Below are 22,547 nucleotides of genomic sequence, written 5' to 3'. Positions count from 1 at the left end.
ATAACGATCCTATTTCAAAATAGTACTTTTGTCGAAAAAGCGATCATGTCCTTATCCCAGATACCCAAAATTACCTATACATCCAGTGGCAATTTCTTTCTATTGGCCGGTCCCTGCGCCATTGAGGGAGAGGATATGGCCTTACGAATTGCGGAAAAAGTGATCCAAATAACCAATAATCTCCAGATTCCCTATGTGTTTAAGGGCAGTTTTAAGAAAGCGAATCGAAGTCGCCTGGATTCCTTTACGGGAATTGGGGATGAAAAAGCCTTAAAGATCCTCAGAAAGGTATCCGATACCTTCAACGTACCCACAATAACGGATATCCATACGGAACAGGATGCTGCCATGGCGGCAGAATATGTAGATGTGCTACAAATACCCGCTTTTTTGGTGCGCCAAACCGATTTGGTGGTTGCAGCGGCCAAAACGGGCAAGACGGTCAATTTAAAAAAAGGCCAATTCATGAGTCCCGAAAGTATGAAGCATGCGGTGACCAAAGTGCATGAATCAGGCAACGAACATGCTTGGATAACCGATCGGGGGACCATGTTCGGCTATCAGGATATGGTGGTCGATTTTAGGGGGATACCGACCATGAAACAATACGCCCCCGTAGTCCTTGATGTTACCCATTCCCTGCAACAGCCCAATCAATCTTCGGGGGTCACGGGGGGACGTCCCGCACTAATAGGTACCATGGCAAGAGCGGGCATCGCGGCCGGGGTTGACGGCCTGTTTATGGAAACCCATTTTAATCCCTCCAATGCCAAAAGCGACGGTGCCAATATGTTGGATTTGAGTCTTTTGGAAAAATTGCTTTCCGATTTGGTCGCTATTCGAAAAACAATTAATTCCCTTTAAAAAATAGTGTAACAAAATATACCCTTGGCAGTTTATTCCATCCAAAAAAGTTACGGCCACCTACACGGTAACGGTTTCCAATGCGCATGAAGTGGTATATTACCGGAAATCATAAAAACCCTGGTAATTGGAATCCATCCGCAACAAGGATGACCCGAATTTCCGATGATAAACGACAGAGTACCATGGAAATCAATAGTCCGGCTACCTTCAAATTTTACCGGGGAAGTTGGGGTTTGCAGGTATTGGTAAAAGGTGTTGACGGCATTCCCAACCTCCCTTTTGTTGAGGGTGGGGACGAGCCCAATTTTAATATCGAAAAATGGTCCGATGAACAACTAACTCCGTTTGTAGAACCCTTTTTTCCTTAGATCATAAGCCTCTTGCACCACTTCAATAAGGACTTCATCATTGATTTCCTCCAAAGTGAAGTAGCGAAAGGATTTGACCACTTTTCTTTTTTCAGAATGCATCAGTTCAAGGTGTTTGGTCAAATGGGCGGAATTCCAAAAGGCGATATCCACAAATCCTCCCTTGTAGGAGGCGTTTAAATAACAAATAGGATGTTTGTCCGCATAAAAACAGGGAATCCTCCATTTGTATTTCATATCTACATTGGGGATGACCCCTTCCAGGATGGCCTTAAGATGCAACAAAATGCTTCGGTAAGGCTCCTCTCTGGATAGGATATATTCTTCTGCGGGGTTCATATCCCAAAAATCAGACTTTTTTTCCAAACCCAGCGCGCCTAAGGAAAACTCACCCGCTATGGAAATCAACGGTGGGAATCCAAAATCCTAAACATAAAAACACTTAAAAAATGCGAAGGAATTGTCTAAAGTTAAAAGTTATGGGAAATTGTATTGCTCCGAAACAACATCCTGCAGGGAATGGAAATTTTGATCAATAATTAGGAAGCCAAAGCCGAAAAGTTAAGGTTGCCATTGATTTCATTGTCAAAATCAACCTGGATCTTGTCAATATAATCCTGAGGAGTTTCGGTCCCAATCCCTACCCATCCGGAGTTGAGGTCCACATCAAAATAAAAACAGCTCAAATCGCCACAACACTCTGCGTCCAAACGTTCCAATAAGAATTTAGTGATTTTAGGCCTCAATTCGTATTCAAAATCGATACAGGCCTTTTTGAGCTTTTCGCTCATTTCTTTTTCAGGGGACTTCCAGTTAAACTTCATGTGGTTTAAGCACAAAAGCCTTTCAATATATACATTTTTACGAAATCCTTAAAATTGCGTTAAGGAAAAAAGACGAACTACCTGTTTACTCGATGGCCACATACTCTTGCAAGTACGAATAACGTTCCGTCAACCCTCCATTTTTGGTCATTCGTGCACGCTCCAGTATTCCGTCCTTATCCCCATTAAAAAAAGCGGGAATCACATATTTTGAAAAGGCTTCCCCAAATCCATCGCTTGCGTCCCTGGGGAGTTCCGCAGGCAAGTTGTCCACGGCCATCACCGCAATCGCCCTGGCATCCTTAAAGTCCATTTCCTGTTCCGAGATGGCGTGATACCCATAAACGGGGTTGGCAATCGTGGAAGGCCGAATGGTTGAAGCCACGGGACCATCAATATCACAGCTAACATCGGCCACCACTTTAATCTTAAAGTCGGGATGTTTGGCATCTTCCCTTGTGTACAGGTAAGGGGCACCATCCCCATAAAAATGTCCGGCGATATAAAAATCGGTCACCTTGGCAAAGCGAAAGAAATTGGACTTGTATTCCGAGGGATTGGCAAAGAAATCCGTTTTATTGCCACGTACCCCATCTTTACGTGTATTGTATTCCGAAACGTCTATTTGGCAATATACCGGTTCCTCAAAATCATGATGCAGGTATTCGGCAACATTGACCTTTCGAATGCCCATGGCATCAAGCATTTCCTTGGAGCCATTGCCTACCCTACCCTTACCGGTCAACAAAATTTTAATGTTTGGCAGCTTGATTTTGTTCAACTCGGCAATTAAGGCCTGTTGATCTTTTAAGTTTTCAGCCCTGGGCAAATTAAAGCTTTGATATTTCATACCATAGGCACGAATGCCATTATAGGCCCCCACAATGCCGGCATAGCGCCCAAAAGCAACCAAACGCAGCCCTTTGGAATTGGTAATCACCTCATGGTCATAGAGTTCAATATTCCTGTCCAGAATAGCTCGGAGCAAATCCCGATTATAGGGCTGTTTTTTGATGGTATGGGAAAAAAAGAAGTACTTTTTATGGGGTATCAACGCAGCAATTGGAACTTCCTTTACCCCCAATAGCACATCACACTCCTCCATTTTGGAGGCCACTTCAATCCCTAAGGCCTTGTACTCCGCATCTTCAAAAACACGTATGGGAGAAGGTTCAACAATAATTTTGGCTTCCGAATGGGACTGTTGGACATTTTGACACAATTTTGGGGAAAGGACCACACGCCTATCGGGCGGGTTCTTACGTTCTTGGATAATTCCGAATCGCATGACGGGTTTGGTATACTATTTGGACTAAAATAATGGGATTGTAGGGCATGCGCAAACTTTTCTGATCGGGAAAGATAATTGGTTAACTTTGCCATCCTTTTCAAAAGTGTTCTTTGACAAAAATGATGGGATAGTGGGGTATGAGGTTCCGAAATACATTCGGGATATACTTTGACCACGCAAATCACGGATTTGCCATCCCATTATGGGGCCGACTGGTTTTGACAGCGAGACCAATGGCGATGTAAGCATGTCGAGCTATGGGAATGATGCTCGTAAATTCAATATCCCACACTTTTAAATGGCGAGTCTAACTACGCTTTAGCTGCTTAATTGACTGAATTACAGTAAGTCCAAGCCTAGTCCCGCAAGGCGGGAAAGCTAAATGTCCCTTGGTAGCCCTTGTTGACGGCGACCTTTTTTGGGGCACCATAAAAGTCAACACCGGATTTTCAGGGCTTCAATGGAAATCCTAAACTAAAGAAGCTAAGCGTACGATAGGCGGTTTTGGGTCGGTCGTGCGTCGAAAAACGAATCAGAACTAAGCATGTAGAAAGCATTGTTGTTGCTTGTTTGGACGAGGGTTCGAATCCCTCCGGCTCCACTTCAAAAAGCTACCTTTTTGGGTAGCTTTTTTTCGTTATGCCTTCGGGATTCGAAAGCCAGCGCTCCAGCTCGCTCCTTCGCTAAAAAGGTCTGCAAGACCTTTTCCTAACGCTCGGCCGTCTCCGGCTCCACTAAAGTCAAAATTTTGAAGTTAAATGCAAAAGCGAGCCAATAAAAAAGCTCGCTTTTTTCGTTACGCCTTCGGGATTCGAAAGCCAATGCTCCCACAGGCTCTATCATATCCGGCAGCGTTTTTCTTTTTGATTCTTTAGTTTCACTTCCGGATGGATATTTTGAGATGATTCCATAATTCGATGTTTTGATTTACTTCCCATAGAGCCGTGTAGTCGTTATCTTTTTTTGATGCCCACGCGATTTCAATATTCAGGATTGACCAAAGACTTATAAAAAGGGAGTGTGCGACCGGCTTTATGCAGTCCAGTCAACTGGTGAATGTTGGTGTTTTACTATCAAAAAAGTGTGATGGCCAAGGCTGGGTAAGTGAATTAAATAACTATGGGAAACCTAAAATGGATGGTAGTGAAACTATGACAAGTGTTCTATATCCTGAAAAATACATCTCATAAATCCACTCTATATGGTGTTTTTTTTCTTTTAACCAAAATGTATACGTCTCCTGCGAAAATGTTTAAGAGTTGAGCTTAAAGTGCTTGGTAGTTTTGTATTCAAATAATTAAAATAATCTATTAAGCAGTTATATCATGGAACTACAAGTAGGAAAAAACAAAGTGACTTTTAAATCATTTGGAGTAGAACTAGCCGGGGATTTATACCTTCCAGAAGGTTTTGATGCAAATCAAAAATATAAAGCGATTGTTGGGGCAAGTCCGTTTCCACAAGTGAAAGACCAAATTCCAGCTACCTATGGTCCAGAAATGGCCAAAAGGGGTTTTATCTATTTGGGCTTTGACTATTTAGGAATGGGAGACTCGCCAGCTTTGCCAGGAGAATTTAAGCAATCTAGATACATGTTCAGGTTAATCGAAAATACCTGGGATGCAGTTTCCTATCTCGGTACACTGCCTTTTGTTGAAGAAATTCATGGACTTGGCGTGTGCCAAGGTGGTTCTATTATTGCATCGGCAGCAGTTACAGACCATAGAATCAAGAAAATTGCAACGGTTTCAGGTATGATGGCGGCAGATGGTTTCCAATGGACAGACAAAGAAATGGCGTATCAAATGATTGCTGCTGCAAATGCTTCAATGCAAAAGCAGTATGAAACTGGAGCGCCAGATTATGTAGCTCCATTTGGGCTTGACGATGAGCAGTCAAGAGAGGAATTTGTAGGAACCGCGGCATATCCAGCAATGGCTGGAGAAACTTATGATTACTACGGCAGGGATGGGTTTAGAGGACCTAAAGCGGTTGAGAACTATACCAATATGCACATTGGTGACCAAGCAATGCAATCCCTTATTTCTATAGGTGAGGCTTATGCAGACAAGATTGTACAGCCTACTCTTGTGGTCTATGGAACAACTGCTTCCACAGCCCCTTGTTCAACTGGATTTATTGAGAAGCTTACCAATGAACATGAGGTTTTAGCTGTAGATGAGTTTAGCCATGTTGATTTTTACTATAAACCAGAAGCTGTAAAAGTATCGACGGATGCCGTGGCGAAATTCTTTAATAAATAAGATTTAAGGTAGAGAATATAAATGTTCTTTACCTTTTAAAAAACATAAATCATGAAAGTAATTATAACAGGAGCCACGGGGATGGTTGGCAAAGGCGTTTTGTTGGAATGCTTGGATAGCTATGAAATTACAGAAGTATTGTCCGTTTCGAGAAGAAGCGTAGGTATTGACCATTCGAAACTAAAGGAGCTCCTTCACCAAGATTTTTCTGAATTTCTCTCAATAAAAGGTCAACTGGCAGATTATGATGCTTGTTACGCCTGTATGGGTGTGAGTTCGGCCGGAATGAAGGAGGAAGAATACACCAAACTCACTTATGATTACACTATGGCATTAGCAAAAGTGCTGGTTGGACTAAACCCTAGTATGACTTTTATTTACGTCTCTGGGCAAGGTACCAAGTCTAACGAAAAAGGAAGTATGTGGGCTCGTGTAAAAGGTAAAACAGAGAATGACATATTAAAACTTGGATTTCAGCAAGCATTTATGTTCCGCCCAGGCATGATTATTCCAGCAAAAGGAGTATCTCCAAGTAGTAAACTCTACAGAGTAGTAATCAAAAATATGACTTGGTTATTGAAGTTAATGAAGCGTCTGGCTCCAAATTCAGTAGTAGATACAGCTCAAATTGGATTATCAATGATTAAAGCTACTAAAAGTGGATATGATAAGAAGATAATGGACCCTATTGATATCCTTCAACTTGCAAAAAAGTAGCTAAATAAAATTTACCACCTTAAAACCGTAAATTGAAAATCCAATTTAAAGACAAAAATGCCCAATTATCAATTCAATACGATATCGGAATTTCATAAACAGTTTGATTTACCAGAACCAGAAAACCCCTTGTTCAGCGTTTTGCATACCCAATTGAAAGAAGGCGAAGAAAAAAGTTGTGAAGCCTATACTTTTGATGAGCCTGTAGAACTTAATTGTCAGTTTTATGGCATTAGTTTCAAAAACATAGTTTCTGGCGAGTTTACCTATGGCCGTACCAAATACGATTGTTCAAAAGGAACTCTTTTGTTTACAGCGCCCAATCAAGAATTGAGCTTTAAGGGCATCGCTTTCAGTTCTGAAAGTTATCATGTAGCATTCCATAAGGATTATATCCGCAACTTGGAAATCTATCAAAAAATAAAGAAATACAACTTCTTCAATTACAACGTGAATGAAGCTTTGCATCTATCTCCAAAAGAAGAGCAGATTGTAAAGGATATTTTCAATAGCATGAAGATTGAATATGAGAACAATCAGGATGAATTCAGCAAAGAAATTATCATTTCACACCTAGAAACATTACTAAAATATGCCGACCGATTTTACAAAAGACAGTTTCTTGACAGAACCGACGACAACAAGGTCTTGTTTACAAAATTCAACGATATTCTAAACACCTATTTTGAGCAGAACCTTTTTGCCGAAGAGGGCATTCCAACTGTGGAATGGATGGCATCGCAACTACAGGTGAGTCACCGCTATATGAGTGACACCATAAAAGCGGAAACAGGCAAAACAGCGATTGACCAAATCAATCTATTTATCATTGATGAAGCCAAGAACATGCTTTTAAACCCCTCAAATACTATTTCTGGGACTGCCTATAAATTGGGGTTTGAATATCCGCAATATTTCTCGCGCTTATTTAAAAAGAAGACAGGAATGAGTCCTAAGGCCTATATAGAAGCTTATCTGAATTAATAAGAATGGGGTTATTGGAGTAAACCCATTACATCCTTTTGCTTTATAATCTAGGATTCCTAACCTTGGAATGAAAGTCAAATGACGTCATTTGCGATCAAACAGACTGTTCAACAAACCGGCTAACAGCTTCAGGAAAGAAGTTTTTTAAACGCATGAAATCTCTTTTTTCGCTGAGATGCTGGAATTTCTAGGAGATTCCAATTTAATCCATCCAAAAGTCACCTATTCGGTGGGCATCAAAATACAAATACCTTTAAATACCAATGAACCAAGCCATTTAAAATTTAGGTTCTGGTCTTTATACAATCCAGTTTCGTTAAAGAGCAATTGAGATCGGATGAAGATATTACTTACAGTGATCTAACGAAAATATTGACTATCATAACGCAGATATGTATATTTAAAAAGTTAACAACCAATACATTATAAGAAGTCAACCAAATGTCACTTTCCAAAGAAGACAAGTCTGTAATTCACCAGTTTAAAGAGGAAAAGGATATGTCAGAGTTCAGAATAAACGAATTACAGAAACAACTGGATTCATCTGTTCTCTCCGTGTATTGGGAACTCAAAGTATTGCTAGGTATAGGAATCAGCTTTTTTTCGATAGGCATTCTCAATATCATAATTGATCATTTTGACCACTATCTAAAATGGATTCTTGTTACTATTTTACTTATCGCTTTCTTATCCACCTCCTATTATTGCTTTACTAGAAAAGAGCCTTTTTCGTGGGGGAAAATAGAACAAAAGGCACGTTTCTTTGACTTAGTACTCGTTGCTTGCACTACGTTTTTTCTATCTCTGGAAGGTTATGTGCAATATGAATTCAAGATTTTTGGAAATCGCTATGACGATATTGCGATAATCACCACATTATTCTATTTTTTTTGCGCCTATTATTTTGATAGCCGTGTAATACTTACAAAAGGGCTTATTGCATTTACCGCATGGTTCTCCATAGCTTTTGATATATTTTCATGGGAGAATCCAAATGTATTTATGCAGGATATTCCAGTTGCGGAAAGCACATTAATTGGTGTCGGATTCCTAATTGTTGGTTATTTAACTAGTTGGAAAAATTGGAAAAAGCATTTCAAAAAGACGTATTTAATATTTGCTACACAACTTATCATGTTGGCTCTAACCGCTAATTTGGTCTATCAAGAAAATCCCAACATTCTATACTTTGGACTTATTATTGTTGGGAGTATTGTCTTTTTAGCGTTGTCAAGAAAAGAAAAAAGTCCCATCGTATCAACTACCACAATCATATATCTATATGTCGCCATGACTACGTACTTCAAGGTTTTTAAATGGAAAAATGAATATGCAACATCCCTATATCTTATTTGTACCGCATTCATCGTCATTGCATATTTTTTAGTTAAAAGAAATAGACATGATCAATCTTAAATACCCCGGTAATCAATCGTCTCTTAAACGTCTTGTTGAAAGAAAGGTAAAGCAATGGAGCGATATCGATTACATTACAGCTACCGAAGCCAGTAATCTTAATGAAAAGTACTCGGATAAAAGGAAGTCTACAAATCTATCCATAAGAACCTTATTATTTTCTGCTACCACAGTTTTTCTCTTGGGGGGAACATATTTGATTGGTTTACTTATAACAGAACTTAATCCTACTGCACTATTTGTTATAGGAACTGGCACCCTGTTCATTTACGAAGTCTACATTGGAAAAAGGTACAACCAAGCTGGTATGGATAAAGCCCTTATCTTGATAGGGGGTTTATTTTTGATAGCTTCCATCCTTTGGATATTTAATGAAAATAAAATCCAAAATCCAATCCAATTTTTGATAGTAGCATTAGTAGCATGGGTCATAGCAATTCGGTACCACAACTATATCGCCATTTATTCCGCTTTCGTGCTGCTACAGACTTGTCTATTTGAGTATATTCGAATGAGTTTCTCCTTTGAAGTATTCATCATTACATCCATAGTAAGTACATTATGTTTTGCGTTGTATTTCTCAAAAAGGCGTGAAGAGATACCTCCTTTTTCGTTAAGGTGGAACGAAACCTTGGAGGTATTCTTTCTACTAATGGTTATGGCGTTCTTAAATCCCATACTACAAGAAAGTCTTTATACTATTTTCAAAAATGAGAACCATGGTGATTCAATTGCCTATTTTAATACATATGCCCTTGTATTGATGATTTTACTTAAGGCGATATTCGCAACAGTCCTTATGGTTTTGGGTGTTTTACGGCAAGTTAGAGCCTATTTAATTGTAGCGATGTGTACACTATTTGTTGGATTGCTTACCACTTGGTATTATTTCTTCCAAGAATTGAACGAAAATATGATTTATACTATTAGTGGTATGATCATCATTTTTCTAGGTCTGTTTCTAAATTACTATTTAGCAACACCTAAATGGAAATTGACCTCACGAAAGATTTCACATCAAAATAATCTTGCCCATGTATTTGAAAAAGTTGAAAAAATCACTAAAAAAATGGAGCTAAATTAGTACTGCTAAAAAAGTCCACAATTTCTAATTCTGTTTAAGTCTTGCTTCAGTGGCAATGCTTTCTAGGACAACTATTTTAAATAATTCTATTTTACGTGGTTCTAACTTAAAAACCACATCATGTATTTAAACGACTTCTTGTCTCATTGTAAAACGGAAAAAAAACTAAGTGAAAAAACAATTGAGGCTTACACGTCAGATCTCAAACAATTCAAAAAATATATCAAAGACGAATTTGATATCCAGGATTTTAGATCAATTCAAAAAGAACATATTAAGAAGCATTTGGCTCACATCAATAAATATGCTCCCAGAACGGTCAAAAGAAAAATAGCAACCCTTAAGGTTTTCTATAGCCATCTCTTATATGAAGATTGCATTTCAGAAAATCCATTTGACAAAATACGGATTAACATAAGGGTCCAAAAGTCACTTCCCTCTGTGTTGTCATTAAAAGAGGTTACTGCAATACTTAGACAACTTCAATCTCAAAAATTGGCAGCTTCAAAAAGTTCAATGAGATATCGCCAAATTGTTAGAAATATAGCTATTGTAGAGTTGTTATTCGCTACGGGAATTCGCGTTTCAGAGCTTTGTTTTCTTCAAAAATCAAACATACATTCCGATTTCAGCACAATAAAAATCCTTGGTAAAGGAAATAAAGAACGTATCATTCCCATTACCAATGAGGAGACCATAACTGCTTTAAAAGACTACCATAGCTTATTTGAAGACAAAATAAAACAGAACTCTTACTTTTTTATCAATCGATTGAACCATAGGATTTCCGAACAATCTGTTCGTCATCTTATCAAAAAAATATCTCAAGAATCCGGGATTAAACGTGGTGTTACTCCGCACGTTTTCAGGCACACTTTTGCTACTCAGCTATTAGAAGCTAATATCAACATTAGATATATCCAGGAACTCTTGGGACACAGCTCCATTAACATAACCCAGATTTATACTCATGTTAGCCATCAAAGAACCTCAGAAATTCTTAAACTAAAGCATCCCCGTAATCTTATATCCTACAATTAGCTATCCGAATAACGGATAACTAATTATTATGAATTATTGATGAGTATTCTTGTATTGACTTTACATGCCGATCCTACAATACAACCTGGTGCCGAGGAAGGTGGGGGTACCCATATGTACGTAAATGAAGTTATGAACTTACTCATTTACAAACAAGTACCGGCATTATTCATTACTAGAAAAGCTTCTTTTGGACCCGCTCTTTTTGAATATGACATGGTAAGTCTAAGCCGTATTAAGATAGGCCCAGAGAAACAATGGGACAAAACCAACCTAATTAACCTTGAAAAAAAAATAAATGACTTAATTGAATCTCAAATTACAAATAGAAGTTTTCAGCCTAGTCTTATTCATTCTATTTATTGGTATTCAGGAAGAGCTGCAATGCATTTATCAAATAAACTTGAAATTCCATTTATTCATACAATTATCTCAAATGGATTAAGGAAACGTAAATCGGGGTATCTAGTTTCTAGTCAACAGATAGAAGAAGAAAAACGAATTTTTGATAATGCGTCATTACTTATCTCCATTTCGAATGAGGAAAAAAATGATGTGGTCAAATATTATGACGTAGATCCCATTAAAATAAGGGTAATTGGTAGAGGTGTCGATAACCTTTTTTTAAGTGAACTATATACGGAAAACGGTACGTTAATTCCTCGGACAAAACCAAATGTAAAATGATAGATTTGCATACACATAGTCAAATAAATAATAAGCCGCCTATAATTTATTTCGGAAGACTAACGGCTTCTAAAGGTATTGATCTGTTTCTAAGGTCTATAAAGCTTGTTGTTGAAAAGGATTTAGAAATTGCACCTAATATATGGATAGTTGGAGGGAACAATCATGAAATAGCTAAAATTAAGGAAAGTGTCGAGTGTGCAAGTATTGTAAATGAATTAGAGTCGAAGAACCTAATATTTTGGTGGGGTCATATACCTCATGAAATGTTACCTTATATTTTGGCCAAGTGTTCCATCTTTTGCTTTACTTCACAATATGAACCTGGGGGTAGAACACTCTTAGAAGCTATGGCCAGTGGGTTACCCGTAATTGCAAAACCTCACGGATTTAGTCGAGATATTATAAGAAACGGTCACAATGGATATATTGTAGAGAGTAATAATGAAAGAGATTGGGCGAATAAAATTGAATTATTATTGCGCAATCCTGAAATAAGGCAAAAAATCGGAAAAGAAGCAAAAAAAACTATAGTGGATAATTATTCAATGCAAGACTTTTTTCAGAAACACTGGCAGTGCTATTCATTATTTTTACCCTAAAATATAGTATCTTTCCCCATAAAGGTTAGAGTCATTTCTGTCAAATTCGTTATTGCCGTTCTTTTTCAACTTTTCCCAAAAGGAAACCAGTTCTGAAATATTGAAACTGTCGATTATATTTTCGATTTCTTCGTACTTGCCTAGCTTGTAATAGATTAACAGTACTGCTTTTAGAGAAGCATATCGCCTTGAAAATCCGACGCTTTGAGTAATTTCATTAGAAATCGCTGTTTTTGTTTTATTAAGATGCTGCAATACCGTCCAACCGATATTGTAAGCCTTCTTTTGGTTTTGATTTTCAAGTGCAACTTGAGCTTGATTTGTTCTAATTCTCCATAACCATCTATGATTGTTTGCCAACTCGCAGTTGGATGCCGCAAGGTCAAAATACTCTTCTGCAAGTTGGCGTTCACCTCTTTGCCAAGAAAGTACTCCTAAAATATTTTCGGCTCTAGCTTCTTCGGATAAGTCAGACTGTTCTCGGGCTTTCTGTAAAGCTAGTTTCAAATGCTCATTTGCTGAATCATACTTTTTCAAATAGAAATAGACCATGCCAAAATCGACCATTAAGTGAATATCATCTTTTTTGGACAGGCTATCCCTTATAAACTCATAGCGTTGAAGTGACTTTTTTGGATTGGATGTAAGATAGTAAGCTGCTTCATTCGAATACTTTTGATGCTTCACTCTCTCTGATAGTGTTTTCCGGTAAAATGAATCAAAAAAAATCAATGAATCATCTTTTTTTCCAACATGTTTCAGATTAATACCATACTGGGATATGATATTGTCAATTAAAGCTGAAGGAACATCAGGACTATTATCTAACTGTTCCAAGGCTTCTTCATAAGCTTGCTTTGCATACCAGAAATTCTCTTCCTTAGTTTCTTTGAGACCAATAAAATATAGCCTTGTTAATTGTTGGACTGAATTAAGGCATTGAATGTCGTTTAGCCTTTTCAACAAACCGAAAAGACTTTTGGATTTTCTTCTAGAAAGTAAATTGTACCTATTGTAAAGGGGAAATATCCTAAAAATTATGTCAGCTATTGTTTCATTACGACTAACGTCTCCAATTACAGGAATTTTGGGAATCAAAAAACATTCTAATGCTTTTTCAAAATAAATAATTGATTTGAACCCGTCTACTAAAAGATTCTTCTTTGCATATTTTAAAAAACATTCATGGGCCTTATCCAATTGACCTGAATGTTCAAATAATGTTCCCAAGATATCGTCCTGGATGTTGTTGATTAAATTTTCTTTTTTCAGAAAAGACAATAGAGTTGTTGACTGAATGTTAAGTTCTTGGATAGGATTCCTAAGTCCACCTTTTAGATTTTCATAATATAAATCATGATTAAAACTTATAATGAAGCCATCTGTAGTCAGGTTAGTATAAAAAAGATCTGAACTAGCTAAAGCCACGTAGTCAATATTGGGAAAAATTCTCCGGAAAATACTCTCAGGTAATTGATTGTTGAAAAGGAACGTTACTTGTGCTATTCTTCTCAATAATTGGTCTCCAAACAATCTTTTAAGGCGAGAAACGACCAAATATTCAATTTGGGCGCTTTCTGTAATAAAACTATCTGAATAATTTCCACCAAGAACCCAAAAACCATCGTCTTTAGACATTATTATCCTTTCGGATTTTAAAAAATCCACAATCAACTTAATAAAGAGGGGAGAGTCAAAAGAAACACTTTCTATTAATTGTGTAAAACTTTTGCTAACACCAGGGGCTAGTAACTGAATAAAGTGAAATCTATCTTCCTTATTCAGTTTTGGCATAACCATTCTTACAAAATGATTGCTATCAATAATGTCATCTAAAACCTCTAACCAGTCAGCCTCTAAATTCTTAATCCTTATGGATTCGTCACGCGTCAATACAAGCACCGGAATCTGAGATTGTTTCAAAAAGATGAAAAGATTCTTTAAAAATGTTACAACATTCCGAGAAGCCTTATGAAAATTATCAACAATCATAAGTGAAGGCTTTCTTGTTGTAATGTTTTTAAAAAGCTTTAATAATAACTTGAGACATAAGTAATCTGTAATTTCATCATAAGTCTTATCTTCTTGAACAAGGCTGATAACTTTAGTAGCCACAAAACTATCAATCGCATAATAGCTGGAAAGATACTCCAGGACTGCCTCCCTATCCTGTAAATACTTAAAATAATCAATTCCGATTATCTCTATAATGATTGCTCGAGTTAATGATTGGACAGTATGGTTTTCGATATCTATAAAAATGACGTTTTTATCAGATTCGTAGAATACTCTAGCAATATGATGAGAAAAGAATGTTTTTCCCTGTCCTGCACCACCTTTAATTACAACTATATTACCAGATTCCAATAGTGTAATGGTCTGTCGAAACAAGTCCTTTCGATTAATCCCTAACAGCTCGTAGTTTGGATTACCTTCAATTTGATTCTTTGGTATTACAAAAGACATCCTTGCTTTTGAAAGTGATAGGGTTTCTTTTGAATCAATAATAGAAGAAAGGTCTAAAGCTCTGCGTTCAAGGTTTATCTCATTATTACTCAGGCTTCCGGCTTTGCTATTCTTAGTAATTTTCCCGCGTTCAACAATCAAATTGACCTTATATTCTATTTTAGGTGGACGAGTAGGCAAATTATCGAGTAGATTTTTAGCGAACTCTATTAGTTCAAGCTTACTTAATTTACTTATCTCTAACTTCTGTTCTTGAATTGACTCAAAATGTTTTTGTAAAAGATTCCTGTATCGATAACCATCAATCAATTCAATTTGAAGTCCAGTCCTTACTTGAAAAATGAGCAATTGCTCGATAGCCTGTTGGGTAAAGAATTGATTAGTAACAAAAAATACACTATGTACACTTGAGTTTGAAGCAATAATAACATTTCCCCCTATGTCTCCTAAATCGACGTTGTTCTCTTGACGGTACTTTGCTTCTACCCAAGCTGTGATTTTTAAACGATTGAGCACATCCGAAGAAATCAGCCTTTCGATTATCGCATCTTTACCCCCATCTTTAATGGCTCTCGTGAATTCAAATTCATTTTCTTCCAACCCATAAGTAAGCTTTAACAACAAACCTGTAAGTTTTTCAAACTTATACCATCCCTGAGCCCTATTTACATTTAAATCAGTGATATTGTATTATAATAATTAGTTATCTGTTGTTGAATATAAAAATATTGAAGAAACCAGAACCTACATCACTTAGTGGTTGTTTTGAAAACAAAACTTTCCTTTGCTTTTCATTAAACTGTACTTCATTGCCTCCATACTTGCTCAAAAATGAAGTACTGCAAGCTAAAATCAGAAAGGATTTTGGCTTCATAATATTTGGTAGGTTTAGTTTTTTTGGGTAGAAAGGAAAAATAGAAATTTAAAACCAAAACCTATTACACAAAACCCTTGGAAAAACCGGGGTTTTTCCACAAAACAGGTTACGTTTTATAAAGTGGCTTATTTGTTGAGCAAAAAAAGAATGGAATACAAACTACAATAAATCCAACGCTTGACAATTTAGGTTCGGAAGTTCATACTTACAACCTTACTTCCGAAAACATAAATGGTATATCCAATTCAGCCAATCGACCTTGATAGTATTCACTATCCACTACATTGCGGCACTTGCGTTCAATTCTTTTTTAAAAAGAGCATAAAAGGCTTTGGCCATGCCACTGTATTGGCTCTCGGGCAGCATGTACCCTTCCAATTGCAGCCTGTTCCTTTTCAAACCCTTTCTCGCAATTTCTTTTTGAGCATCGGACACATCTACATTTAGTGAATACAGTGCATCAACGAAAGCAGCGCATATTGTTTGTATCTGTTTCAAAACGATTAATCGGGTATAGACAAGATCTCCTCTATTTAGACCATAAATCTGTATAGATTTTTCACCCTTTTCGTCCTGTCCCTGATCAGATTGCTTAGGTCGTAAAAAAGGTACAATCGTCGTACAAAGCCAAATGGGTTCGTCATGATCTCTATCAAAATACCATTCCAGATGGTTCTCCGGATCGACCCTACAGGGATCGATCAACAGGGGTTCCTCTACTTTGCCGGTATCATCTTCGGAATCAAGGTATACCTGGTCCTTGGTTGGAAAATAATTGGATTTCCCCATGCTTTCCTTCGGAATCGTATTAAAGATGATCTCTTTGATCTGCTCTATACTCGCTCCATGTGGAATTGCGTGTTGCTTCCGCTTTTGGTTACAGGAAATGCAACTGGGAAGCAGATTATCCCATTTCGCCGCAAGCCACCAATATCTAGGGGTGTCTGGGTCTGGAGCATCCTTAACCCCTCCCTTGGGCCTATAATGTTCAACGTTCAATGCTCCAGCAGCAGCATAAAATGTCTCGCAGTATGCGCACTTTTTATGGAACAAGCGATTCAGTGCCAATTTGACCTTGGGTTGCCTATAATTACCAAAGTCAAATGCCTTTTTGGGTAGGGGAACTTGGGCGTAGTAGTTAAGGGCCTTGCCATATTCATTTTTTGCGGTTAGTACCGCCTCCAAATCAGTAGGACACTCTGGACGTTGCACAAAAATCATGATTAAAGGTCTTCAGGTTTTTTGTTGAGAATATCCAAGGCTTCTTTGAATACATCGTCATTGATATTCGACAAATCGGCTATCCTGGTCCTTTTGTCCTCGATTGTCCTTAGTGCCGCTTTATAGCCAATCTCCTCCAAGGGATTCCTGCCAATGACCATTTCACTTTCTATCTGATCGCGGAATTCCTTCAGTTGTTGGTCGTTGTCCGAAGTGTTTGTGCTAGCGGCCAGATTCGCATATCGGATCATGTTAATCTCCACTTCCGGGTCCAGGGCGCTGAACAGACCAAAATAAGGCGAGGTCAGAATCTGTTCCACACGTAACCCTTCAATGGGCGGCAAATCCTTCAACGACTCAATTTTGCTGTCTTCGTTTCGTTGCAAAACCACCACCTCATCGTTTCTCATGCCCTTGAGACACAAGGGATCATGGGTGGTAAACACAAACTGCACCATGGGCATGGCCTTGCGAAGCCCGCTGACAATCTGCATTTTCCAACGAGGGTGCAAATGGGTCTCTATTTCATCGATAAGGACAACGCCATGGGCATGCTCCAGATTGGTGTTGTATTCCAATAGCACGCGCATGACATTGAGACTCAAGGTTATTATCGTCTTGTATCCTTCACTTAGGTAGCTTAGGTCCAAGGTTTGTCCAAAAAGTTCAAAACCGATAGTTCCTTCATCTTTATTTCGGGTCATGACCGTATCCTGGTCCAAGGGAATCAACAGCAGATCCTTCATCGCGCGGGCAACTGCATTGAACTTATAAGCCGGGGCATTGACCAGCCATTTTCTCAGATCGGGTATCCCCTTGGAAGGGTCAAACAGTGTCTGGACCTGGATGTGACGTTGTCTGTAACGCCTGATATTCGTTACAAAGCGATGGGCGCCAAAGGCAATGACCGGGATTTCATGGGAATCCCTTTCTTTCCAATAGGCCTTTCTGCTACTGACACCGAATTCCCAATGATCCGTCCCGTCCTTGGGGTTGAAATGTATGCTTACCCTAGGTTTGGCAGTGGGCCTGCCAAATGGAAGAAGGGATTGGGGATCCAGTTTCAAGGCCTTCCCATGGTTCTCTCTCAGCAAGCACAGGGTAATGGCCTCAAGAATGGTGCTCTTTCCCGTGGCATTTTCACCCAAAAGCATCAAGCAAGGGGCGCTGTCCTGTCCGGTATGGCTTGGAAATGAGATTTTCAGGTCCTCAAGCGCCTTATAATCTGTTAATTCCACAGAAGATATCAATCTAATCTTCGGAGGTATGACTTGATTTTGGGAAATCAGTTCAGGTTCCATAGCCTTCTCCAAACCCATCAATGAAGTCAGTTCTTGAATTGAAGCGGGGACAATATCCCCTTCCCATATGTGTTTCATCAAGTCGGAGATCGTGTCCATGGTCCCTATTTTCGTGACCAACGGAACGAGCAAGGTCATTCCCGCTGTGCGTGAAACCGCCACAAACGGTTGCTTTTGGTCCATAAGCTTGGCAAACCTGGCCAGGGTCCTAACGTTGTCCTCCCATTTCAACGCCGTTTGCAATTGGGACATGACACTTTCCCAACGTTTTTTTCTCAATCGAACCAAGTTTTTCCTGTTTAGGCTAAGCAGTTCAATGGTCTTTTCCCCTCGTTCGCTCTTTGCCTTTACCGTACCGTCTCTAAGAAATTTCAGATGGGCAGATATCTTCCTGTCAAAACAGGGATCCAAAATGGCGTCCTTTTCCACCTTTCGGCAACCTTCGACCGATTCCTGAAAATTCGCATACCTCTTCAGTGGGAAGTAATTGAATTTGGCGCTATTGCATTCAGGGCATGATGGGAGTAGATTTTCCCATTCATTGATCAGCCATGAATAATAGAGATGCCTTAGACCGGCAATGGAATCGGTGGCCAATTGTTTGGGCCTGAAATGATCCACAGTGAGATACAACTTATCGGTCAGGGGTTGTTCGCAATAGGAGCATTTTCCGTGGAAAAGGGAGCGTAGGGCTTCTTTGACTTCTTTTGAATTGTATAAGACCCTAAAGCCTTTGACCCGTTTTTGTTTTAAAATGGACTCATCCTTGGCAAGGTTACTCAATAGTTGGCGCTGGGCATCCTCAAAAACCTCATCGGAAAGTGAAATAGGGCGTTCTACGGTGTTCCGGTCTACATAAATCATGGTCTAGGAAATGTTTAAATAGGATTTAGGATTGCTTCGGGCAATCAAGTCAAATTCCTCCTCAGATAATAAGGCCTGTGTTTGTCCCAACAAGTCCTTTTCGGTCTTGTGGCTACGAACCATATAAAAATCTGTTCCGTAGAGTATCCGACTTCCTAGGGGATGCTTGGGCAAATCCAATTTCACATGGGAAAGGTGTGGTGGCGTTGTCTTAACTTCTCCCCGATTATGACCAAGGGTTTGCTTTAACAATGGGAATATGGATTCATCGTGCAGCATGTAACTGATGTCCGCATAAACATTGGGATATTGAAGCATCAAACTTGTAATCATGGTATACCAGTCCATCTCTTCCCATGCTGCTCTTGCATTATACCAGGAAAGCTCCGAAGAATCAACCTTATGTGCCAGAGCGGATCCAAATGCCGGTCTCTTGAATAATTGGTTACTATGTGGATTACGATCGGCAACAAGGTACTTCTTCCATTCGGCCAATCCACCATAGTGGCCAAAACAGATTTTTAGTTCACTTAAATTGTTCTTTAAACCTTCAGTTGCCCAAGGCTCTCCAAAAAGTTTTATCAGATTCTGTTTTTGTTCCTGTGTCACATTCTTATCAACATGATAATTATTCAGAAGTTGTTGAAAGAGTTCCGGATGTAACAAGCAAAGGAAATTTAAGGGATGGGTAAAGTAACGTTGATAATTTCTGGACCTAGTGGCGGATAAACGCAATTTTTTGGTAGCACTATTGCCCATGTAGTAGACCGGGTGTCTGTTCCAACTACGTTTTTTCCAGCCCCGGTAAAATATGGTGCCCGTGGTGCAATGCGTCATAATAGGTATCTTGTGGTCCACGGCATACTTCCATAGTGGCAACAATTCAATATCAAAAGGATAATAACCTAAAGCTGGATAAATCTTAAATCCTGAAAACTTGAGCTTTGAATCTTCGGGCTCCAAATAACGTTTAAGCCAGCAATCTTTTAATTCGACTTTGCCCTCTTCCGTAATATTGAAATCAAAATAAGGTTTGAGCTGTTTTGGATTGTTGGCTGTATTTTTTTGATCCTGCCTAAGGCGCTGTGGATGAAGAAAAACAAAGGGGTGTATTTCATCGCCTCGGGTTTCCTTGAGATCCCTGAGTTTCTCCATTTGTAAAAGATAGTTTTGCTTATTTAACAGTAATCTATTTTTCGAATATGGCCCATACCCTTCAACATCACCACCTCTTAAATCTTTGAGTTCATTCTTATATTCTTTGGGTCTTGCAACCAGTCCGCCGGCTTTCATAAATTTCATATCCATTGGTAGCACCACGAATTGGGTCCCTGTAGGATACTGATCTTTAAGCCTGTCCAGAATATCGAATTGATTCTTGTATTTGGCAAATTCGGCCATTTGAAGGTATCGCACAAAAAGAGCACGATTAAATTTCCCAGGCAGTTTGACAATCTTTCGTAATATGGAATAGGCCAGATTTCGCGTGACCTTTAAAAAAAACAACACTATGAGTATGAATATTATTTGGTGCAAGAGCTCTGGTAGAAGATTGAGTGTTACAGTCTCCAATAGTTCCAAAAACCCATTTACCGATTGGAGTTTTGGGTAATCTCCTAATCTCAGTTTCTTGTCAAACCAACACAAAACAATGAACAAAGTGGGCAATACCAACATAAACTGAATAACCTCTGCAATTCTGGGTACAATAGGAAAAAAAGTATACTTGTCATACAGCCATTTTCGTAACTGTTTTATTTGGTACGTTATTTTGTCCACAACGGTTCCGCGATTAGGATCCGGCCATCGTATAGGCATTACAATATAGCGCATCACCCAGATAAACACCTTAAGATGTGCCACCCAACTAATCAGAGGAGGCAGTATGCCCTTCCCTAACAATGGTGGTACATAATCCCCAGTGAATATATGCGCATGACAATTGATCAGAGGCTTCTTCTTTCCGGTGTTATTTGCCATCACTGTTTATCTTTATCTGAATTAAACTTATTTACGAAAGAAGTCAGGTTCGTAGCATATCCCACGAAGACCTGAGGAAATATAGAACTTGTTGGGGTATGATAAGTAGCCGCCAATCGAGCATAAATTCCTCCAGTGCGTTTATTTTGATCGGTAAGCCAGTAAAAGTTGGCCGTAACTCCCAGCAAATTATGCTTGAATAAAAAGTCTTGGCTTTCATCGTTTACTAAAATTTCGTTAGCAAAATCCCTTCCATTAATCTCTTGAGAATCATTAAAAGTGAAGTTCTCCAAAGAGAAAGTGATATCGGCACCAAAATTAGTTTGAGGTCTGAATTCAAAGTTAATATATGGACCATAAGTTAAAGAAAAAACCTGACCCTCAGTTATATTATCTCCTGCTTCTGCCTCTAAGGTATTTCTAAATCCTGTTCTATAGAATGCACCGCTAAATCCCAACGAAGTGTTCAAAAACCACCCTTTGGATTCATAGGTAATAATATCTAAGGCAATCCTCGCATTTAAATTATTCTTACGGAGTAAATCAAAATGGTTTACTTCATCTCCATCAGTAAATCCAATAAATCGCGATTCATCATCAAAACTGTTGTTTAATGCAATATTTGCTGTGGTCAAGAATTGTCTTGTGGCCGTCCACTTTCTAGAGTTTTTTTGGTTCATCGGAATCAGAAGTGAAGCTTGAGCATTCAATAAGGAGTTGCTATTCTCTGAATTGACTCCTAACAGATCGGAATAAACTACTCCAGTAAAAAAGTCAAAAAAGCGTCGTTGAATAATAGCTTTTCTTGTTTTGGATTCATCTTGGGTATTTAATGTCACTTCTGTGTTGGCAACCGAGTAGTTAAACCCATTGTTGTTAACATAATCAAAAACATCATTAATGGCTACTACGATGCTCTCTTTTCCTTTTGTTTTCGCCGCAAGTTCATAGGTGTTTGTTTTAGTCCGGTCCTTTCGATCTGGTCTATAAAAATTGAAAGCTCTAATAGGGATGCTATATTCATTATTTAAAAAAGTAAGCTTCTCTTCCGTACCATTTGAATGATATACCGCTTGAATGAAAATAGTGGTCGCCTTGTTGTTAAAAAAATGCACAAATGCCTCTTTAATTTCAAGCTTTTCCGATTTATCTTCAAGAAAGTTCTTTATCTGACCTTCTCTTCCGTCAGTAACTCTTTTAAAAGGGACATCCTTATTTAACATTAAAGTTCCGGACGAAACAGTTGTTCCTTTATCTACGGTTGCAAGAAGTACTTGCCCTTCTGATTGTTCATTTTCATCTTCATAATCTTCTTCTGTTTCCCGTTCTTCGGTTTCTGGTTTGGCTTCCTCCTCCACTTTCTTAAATCTGTCACACAACAACCCTACATTATAGATATCTGCCTCCATCATGGTAATTTCCTGTTTTGCTACCAAATAATCATAAAAGGGTCCAGCAACGCTACAGGCTGTAAATATGTCTTGCTTATCAGTATCAGAAAGCCGATTGTAGTTTTCCATGGCATCGCTGATCTTCTTGTGATAATTCATTAATTCTTTAAGTCTTGTTGAATCTTTAACCTCTTGGCCATAGGAAAAGATAAAAACCAAAAGCGCAATGCTTATCATAAAATTTTTCATTGGTTGGTGTTTTTTAATTTTAACTACTGACATCTAAAGAATTATTTTAT

General features: G+C 38.5%; 18 protein-coding genes and 1 other RNA gene. 11 read left to right on the top strand and 8 right to left on the bottom strand.

Annotation, left to right across the window (positions count from 1 at the left end):
- Nucleotides 1–45 precede the first annotated feature (45 nt).
- Together kdsA and L0P88_RS15740 are read left to right on the top strand one after the other, a co-directional pair.
- Nucleotides 46–864 (top strand): 3-deoxy-8-phosphooctulonate synthase, encoded by an 819-nt coding sequence (kdsA, locus tag L0P88_RS15745; RefSeq protein WP_247130890.1) that lies wholly within the window; start codon nucleotides 46–48, stop codon nucleotides 862–864.
- Between the two features lie 86 nt (nucleotides 865–950).
- Nucleotides 951–1,235 (top strand): hypothetical protein, encoded by a 285-nt coding sequence (locus L0P88_RS15740; RefSeq protein WP_247130889.1) that lies wholly within the window; start codon nucleotides 951–953, stop codon nucleotides 1,233–1,235.
- On the opposite strand, the gene L0P88_RS15735 is transcribed toward L0P88_RS15740, so the two are convergent.
- From L0P88_RS15735 to L0P88_RS15725, 3 genes are all read right to left on the bottom strand, one after another.
- Nucleotides 1,203–1,574 (bottom strand): DUF1801 domain-containing protein, encoded by a 372-nt coding sequence (locus L0P88_RS15735; protein WP_247130888.1) that lies wholly within the window; start codon nucleotides 1,572–1,574, stop codon nucleotides 1,203–1,205. The two genes, L0P88_RS15740 and L0P88_RS15735, sit on opposite strands and share 33 nt — an antisense overlap.
- Nucleotides 1,575–1,774: 200 nt before the next feature.
- Nucleotides 1,775–2,059 (bottom strand): hypothetical protein, encoded by a 285-nt coding sequence (locus tag L0P88_RS15730; RefSeq protein ID WP_247130887.1) that lies wholly within the window; start codon nucleotides 2,057–2,059, stop codon nucleotides 1,775–1,777.
- A gap of 85 nt (nucleotides 2,060–2,144) precedes the next feature.
- Entirely contained in the window at nucleotides 2,145–3,347 is a 1,203-nt protein-coding gene (locus tag L0P88_RS15725; protein WP_247130886.1) for an NAD(P)-dependent oxidoreductase, read from the bottom strand.
- 207 nt (nucleotides 3,348–3,554) lie between these two features.
- Between L0P88_RS15725 and ssrA the strand changes: the two genes are divergently transcribed.
- The 9 genes from ssrA to L0P88_RS15680 all read left to right on the top strand — a co-directional run bounded on the left by ssrA (nucleotide 3,555) and on the right by L0P88_RS15680 (nucleotide 12,148).
- Nucleotides 3,555–3,954, top strand: a transfer-messenger RNA (tmRNA) gene (gene ssrA, locus L0P88_RS15720).
- Between the two features lie 721 nt (nucleotides 3,955–4,675).
- Nucleotides 4,676–5,614 (top strand): alpha/beta hydrolase, encoded by a 939-nt coding sequence (locus L0P88_RS15715; protein ID WP_247130885.1) that lies wholly within the window; start codon nucleotides 4,676–4,678, stop codon nucleotides 5,612–5,614.
- Nucleotides 5,615–5,665: 51 nt separating this feature from the next.
- The gene (locus tag L0P88_RS15710; protein ID WP_247130884.1) at nucleotides 5,666–6,331 is read left to right on the top strand and encodes an epimerase; all 666 of its coding nucleotides are present in this window, start codon (nucleotides 5,666–5,668) and stop codon (nucleotides 6,329–6,331) included.
- A gap of 57 nt (nucleotides 6,332–6,388) precedes the next feature.
- Entirely contained in the window at nucleotides 6,389–7,315 is a 927-nt protein-coding gene (locus L0P88_RS15705; protein WP_247130883.1) for a helix-turn-helix domain-containing protein, read from the top strand.
- Nucleotides 7,316–7,759: 444 nt separating this feature from the next.
- Nucleotides 7,760–8,734: a hypothetical protein gene (locus tag L0P88_RS15700; RefSeq protein ID WP_247130882.1), complete on the top strand. Its 975-nt coding sequence runs from the start codon at nucleotides 7,760–7,762 to the stop codon at nucleotides 8,732–8,734.
- Complete coding sequence (locus L0P88_RS15695) at nucleotides 8,721–9,818, top strand: hypothetical protein (protein ID WP_247130881.1); 1,098 nt, start codon at nucleotides 8,721–8,723, stop codon at nucleotides 9,816–9,818. The genes L0P88_RS15700 and L0P88_RS15695 overlap by 14 nt, the downstream gene beginning before the upstream one ends.
- Before the next feature lie 120 nt (nucleotides 9,819–9,938).
- Nucleotides 9,939–10,859: a tyrosine-type recombinase/integrase gene (locus tag L0P88_RS15690; RefSeq protein ID WP_247130880.1), complete on the top strand. Its 921-nt coding sequence runs from the start codon at nucleotides 9,939–9,941 to the stop codon at nucleotides 10,857–10,859.
- 39 nt (nucleotides 10,860–10,898) lie between these two features.
- On the top strand, nucleotides 10,899–11,546 hold the full coding sequence (locus tag L0P88_RS15685) for a glycosyltransferase (protein ID WP_247130879.1): 648 nt from the start codon (nucleotides 10,899–10,901) through the stop codon (nucleotides 11,544–11,546).
- Nucleotides 11,543–12,148 (top strand): glycosyltransferase, encoded by a 606-nt coding sequence (locus L0P88_RS15680; RefSeq protein WP_247130878.1) that lies wholly within the window; start codon nucleotides 11,543–11,545, stop codon nucleotides 12,146–12,148. Before L0P88_RS15685 ends, L0P88_RS15680 begins: the two co-directional genes overlap by 4 nt.
- Here the strand turns inward: L0P88_RS15680 and L0P88_RS15675 are convergent.
- The 5 genes from L0P88_RS15675 to L0P88_RS15655 all read right to left on the bottom strand — a co-directional run bounded on the left by L0P88_RS15675 (nucleotide 12,140) and on the right by L0P88_RS15655 (nucleotide 22,530).
- Nucleotides 12,140–15,298, bottom strand: coding sequence for a restriction endonuclease (locus L0P88_RS15675; RefSeq protein WP_281499742.1), 3,159 nt, complete (start codon nucleotides 15,296–15,298; stop codon nucleotides 12,140–12,142). The two genes, L0P88_RS15680 and L0P88_RS15675, sit on opposite strands and share 9 nt — an antisense overlap.
- A gap of 472 nt (nucleotides 15,299–15,770) precedes the next feature.
- On the bottom strand, nucleotides 15,771–16,712 hold the full coding sequence (locus L0P88_RS15670; protein WP_247130876.1) for a hypothetical protein: 942 nt from the start codon (nucleotides 16,710–16,712) through the stop codon (nucleotides 15,771–15,773).
- A gap of 2 nt (nucleotides 16,713–16,714) precedes the next feature.
- Nucleotides 16,715–18,877, bottom strand: a complete 2,163-nt coding sequence (locus L0P88_RS15665; protein WP_247130875.1) for an AAA family ATPase — start codon at nucleotides 18,875–18,877, stop codon at nucleotides 16,715–16,717.
- Between the two features lie 3 nt (nucleotides 18,878–18,880).
- A complete protein-coding gene (locus L0P88_RS15660; RefSeq protein ID WP_247130874.1) occupies nucleotides 18,881–20,857 on the bottom strand; it encodes an amidohydrolase family protein in 1,977 nt (658 codons plus the stop codon).
- Nucleotides 20,857–22,530 (bottom strand): hypothetical protein, encoded by a 1,674-nt coding sequence (locus L0P88_RS15655; protein ID WP_247130873.1) that lies wholly within the window; start codon nucleotides 22,528–22,530, stop codon nucleotides 20,857–20,859. Before L0P88_RS15655 ends, L0P88_RS15660 begins: the two co-directional genes overlap by 1 nt.
- Nucleotides 22,531–22,547: the final 17 nt, after the last annotated feature.

This window comes from Muricauda sp. SCSIO 64092 (assembly GCF_023016285.1).
Classification (GTDB): domain Bacteria; phylum Bacteroidota; class Bacteroidia; order Flavobacteriales; family Flavobacteriaceae; genus Croceivirga.
This window is presented reverse-complemented; position numbering and strand designations above follow the sequence as displayed.